General features: G+C 63.1%; 5 protein-coding genes. 3 read left to right on the top strand and 2 right to left on the bottom strand.

Annotated elements, in window-relative coordinates:
* Positions 1-278: FAD-dependent oxidoreductase (locus tag EN884_RS28505; RefSeq protein WP_164895199.1), on the bottom strand; the 278-nt coding region annotated here is incomplete at its 3' end.
* Between the two features lie 121 nt (positions 279-399).
* Between EN884_RS28505 and EN884_RS28510 the strand changes: the two genes are divergently transcribed.
* The 3 genes from EN884_RS28510 (at position 400) to EN884_RS28520 (ending at position 3615) form a co-directional block, all read left to right on the top strand.
* Positions 400-996 (top strand): TetR/AcrR family transcriptional regulator, encoded by a 597-nt coding sequence (locus EN884_RS28510; RefSeq protein WP_063169912.1) that lies wholly within the window; start codon positions 400-402, stop codon positions 994-996.
* Positions 993-1922, top strand: a complete 930-nt coding sequence (locus EN884_RS28515; RefSeq protein WP_063169913.1) for a haloalkane dehalogenase — start codon at positions 993-995, stop codon at positions 1920-1922. The genes EN884_RS28510 and EN884_RS28515 overlap by 4 nt, the downstream gene beginning before the upstream one ends.
* A 100-nt stretch (positions 1923-2022) precedes the next feature.
* Entirely contained in the window at positions 2023-3615 is a 1593-nt protein-coding gene (locus EN884_RS28520; RefSeq protein WP_013528039.1) for a peptide chain release factor 3, read from the top strand.
* Positions 3616-3690: 75 nt separating this feature from the next.
* Here EN884_RS28520 and EN884_RS28525 read toward each other — a convergent pair.
* On the bottom strand, positions 3691-3969 hold a 279-nt coding region (locus EN884_RS28525; RefSeq protein WP_206617660.1), incomplete at its 5' end, for a VOC family protein.

The raw sequence follows: 3969 nt of genomic DNA on the forward strand, positions 1-3969 counted from the left end.
TCCCAGCACAGGCCGCCGCACCAGTTGAGCGGCAGGCCGGGCACGTCCCGCGCCAGCCGCGACCATTCGGCCATGGCGCGGGTGCGCAGCCGGAAATAGGGCTCCGGATTGCCCCAGGTGGCATTGATCCAGGCAAAGGAGTTCGGCGTGGCGACCCCACCGGCGGCGCTGTCGGCGGCGATGACCGTCACCTGTGCGCCTGCCCTGGTCAGGTGCCAGGCCATGGAAGCACCGATGATGCCGGCGCCGATGACGATCACTTGTTTCACCGCAGCCATGTTCGCTCCTCAAACTCGCCACCCCCTGAGGGACACTCTTCCAGTGCCACCCCCGCTTGCCAACATCGGCAACGCAAATTATTCGGCTTGACATCAATACGTACGTACGTATTATATCGGTATGGCCAGACAATCACTCCGCGAAAACCTCCTTGACGCCGGGTTCCGGACCATCTGGAATTCCGGCTATGCCGCCGCCGGTGTGCGCGACATCGTTGCCGCCGCCGACGCCCGGCCCGGCTCGTTCACCAACCATTTTGCCTCCAAGGAGGAGTTTGCCGGGGAGGTGCTGGACCGCTATTTCGCCTATGTCGGCAAGTTGGTCGAGAAAGCCTTGGCGCAGGACGGCACGCCGCCCATCGGCCGGCTGAGGCGCTACGTCGATGTCATCACCTCGAAGCTTGAGGCGCATGATTGGGCACGCGGCTGCATGATAGGCAATCTCAGCCTCGAGACCGCGGTCCACAGCGAGCCGCTGCGCCTGCAACTCGTCGACATCTTCGAACGCTGGCGCCAGCCCTTCGCCGCCTGCATCGCCGAAGGCCAGGCAGCCGGCGACATCTCCAAGACCTTCGAGGCCGAGGACCTTGCCGACTTCCTGCTGTCGTCTTGGCAGGGCGCCATGCTGCGCATGAAGGTTGAACGTAGCCCCGCGCCGCTCGAGCGGTTCAAGAAAATCATCTTCAGCACAGTTTTTGCAAAGGAGCCGACCCCATGAGTTCGAAAGCCAACATTTCTCAAGCTGGCGTCGCTGCACCGAGACGCTCGCAGATCGCCGTGCTCGATTCGACCATGTCCTATGTCGAGACGGGAGCGTCCGGCCCCACCGTTCTGTTCCTGCATGGCAATCCGACCTCATCCCACATCTGGCGCAACATCATCCCGTATGTCGCGCCGCTCGGTCGCTGCATCGCGCCCGACCTGATCGGCTACGGCCAATCCGGCAAGCCCGATATCGATTATCGCTTCTTCGATCACGTCCGCTATCTCGACGCCTTCCTGGACGTGCTCGACATCCAGGAAGTGGTGTTGGTCGCGCAGGACTGGGGCACGGCCCTGGCTTTCCATCTCGCGGCGCGGCGACCGCAACGCGTGCTCGGCCTTGCCTTCATGGAATTCATCCGACCCTTCGAGCGCTGGGAGGATTTTCATCAGCGCCCGCAAGCCCGCGAAATGTTCAAGGCGCTGCGCACGCCGGGTGTCGGCGAGAAGCTGGTCCTGGAAGACAATGTCTTCGTCGAAAAAGTGTTGCCGGCCTCGGTGCTGCGTACACTGAGCGATGAGGAGATGACCGTCTACCGGGCGCCGTTCCCGACACCGCAATCGCGAAAGCCGGTGTTGCGCCTGCCTCGGGAATTGCCGATCGAGGGCCAGCCCGCCGACGTTGCCGCCATCAGCGAACATGATCATCGCGCACTTCGGCTCTCCACCTATCCGAAACTGCTGTTTGCGGGCGATCCCGGCGCGCTGATTGCGCCGCAGGCCGCACGCGAATTCGCCGCCGGGCTGAAGAACTGCCGGTTCATCAATCTCGGACCCGGTGCGCACTATCTGCAGGAAGACCATGCCGACGCGATAGGCGGCACCATTGCCGGCTGGCTCCCCGAGGTCTTTCAGGCGAGCCGCACGGCCGAATTGGCCTGAAGCAAGCCATGGCTTCCGGCGGCTTCCCTGCCGCCGGACCGGTCGACAGGCCCGCACTGCGCTGCTAGAAGCCCGGCCTGTCACACGGAAATCCCAGAGAATGCCCGAAGCAATAGAAGAAGAAGTGGCGCGCCGCCGCACCTTCGCGATCATCGCGCACCCGGACGCCGGCAAGACCACGCTCACCGAAAAGCTGCTGCTGTTCGGCGGCGCCATCCAGCTTGCCGGCGAGGTCAAGGCCAAGAAGGACAAGATCCAGACGCGGTCGGACTGGATGAAGATCGAGCGTGAGCGCGGCATTTCGGTCGTCACTTCGGTGATGACCTTCGAGTATGAAGACAATGTCTTCAACCTGCTCGACACGCCCGGCCACGAGGATTTCGCAGACGACACCTATCGCACGCTATCGGCGGTCGACTCGGCCGTCATGGTCATCGATGCCGCCAAGGGCATCGAGCCGCGCACGCTGAAGCTTTTCGAAGTCTGCCGGCTACGCGACATCCCGATCATCACCTTCGTCAACAAGATGGATCGCGAAAGCCGCGATCCGTTCGAGATTCTGGATGAGATCGAGCAGAAGCTGGCGCTGGATACGGCGCCGATCACCTGGCCGATCGGCCGGGGCAAGAATTTTTCCGGCACCTACCATCTGGCGCTGAACGCCGTGCGCAGGGGCGACGACGAGAAGGAGCGCACGCCGGTCAACGGTCCCGATTCCAACCGCGTCGCCGGCCTTTTGCCGGAGAACGAGCGCGAGGCCTTCATCGAGGAGCTGGAGCTGGCGCGGGAAGCATGCAGACCCCTTGATATAGAAGCCTTCCGCGAGGGTCACCTGACGCCGGTCTATTTCGGCTCGGCGCTGCGCAATTATGGCGTGCGCGACCTGATCGAGGCGCTCGGCGCTTTTGGACCGCCGCCGCGTGCTCAAGAGGCCGACACCCGCAAGGTCGAGGCGACCGAAGAGAAGATGACGTCCTTCGTCTTCAAGATCCAGGCCAACATGGATCCCAACCACCGCGACCGCATAGCCTTCGTCCGCGTCTGTTCGGGCAAGCTCGAGCGCGGCATGAAGGCCAAGCTGGTACGCACGGGAAAACCGATGTCGCTGTCGGCGCCGCAGTTCTTCTTTGCCCGCACACGCGTCACCGCCGACGAGGCCTTTGCCGGCGACGTCGTCGGCATTCCCAACCACGGCACGCTGCGTATTGGCGATACGCTGACCGAGGGCGAGGAAATCCTGTTCCGCGGCGTTCCGAATTTCGCCCCGGAAATCCTGCGCCGTGTCCGCCTCGGCGACGCGATGAAGGCCAAAAAGCTGAAGGAAGCGCTGCACCAGATGGCAGAGGAGGGCGTCGTGCAGCTGTTTTCGCCCGAGGACGGCTCACCGGCCATCGTCGGTGTCGTCGGCGCGCTGCAACTCGACGTCCTGAAGGAACGGCTGAACTTCGAATACACCCTGCCGGTCGAATTCGAGATGTCGCGCTTTTCCGTGTGCCGCTGGATCTCGGCCGACGACAAGGCCGAGGTCCTGCGTTTCATCGAGGCGCATCGCGGCGACATCGCCCGCGACCTCGACAACGACCCGGTGTTCCTCGCCCAGCACGCCTTCTCGCTGAACTACGAAGCGGAGCGCTGGAAGGCGATCAAGTTTGCCACGATCAAGGACTATCAGGTCCGCGACAGAGCGGCGTAAGTCGCGCTTTTTCCTTCTCCCCGTTCACGGGGAGAAGGTGCCCGAAGGGCGGATGAGGGGCGGCGCGACCCTCGACTATCCTCTGGCAGCTTCCTCTATCTTGGCGATGTCGATCTTGCTCATCTGCATCATCGCCGACATCACGCGGCCGGCCTTGGCCCGGTCCGGATCCAGAAGCAGGCGCGGCAGCTGCTCCGGCACAACCTGCCAGGAGACGCCGAATTTATCCTTCAGCCAGCTGCATTGCGATGGTTGGCCGCCACCTTCGATGAGCTTGTCCCAGAAGTAATCCACCTCTTCCTGCGTCTTGCAGTCGATCGACTGCGACATCGCTTCGCTGTGCTTGAACTGCGG

Source organism: Mesorhizobium sp. M7A.F.Ca.AU.001.01.1.1 (assembly GCF_004022735.1).
Taxonomy (GTDB): Bacteria; Pseudomonadota; Alphaproteobacteria; order Rhizobiales; family Rhizobiaceae; genus Mesorhizobium; species Mesorhizobium ciceri.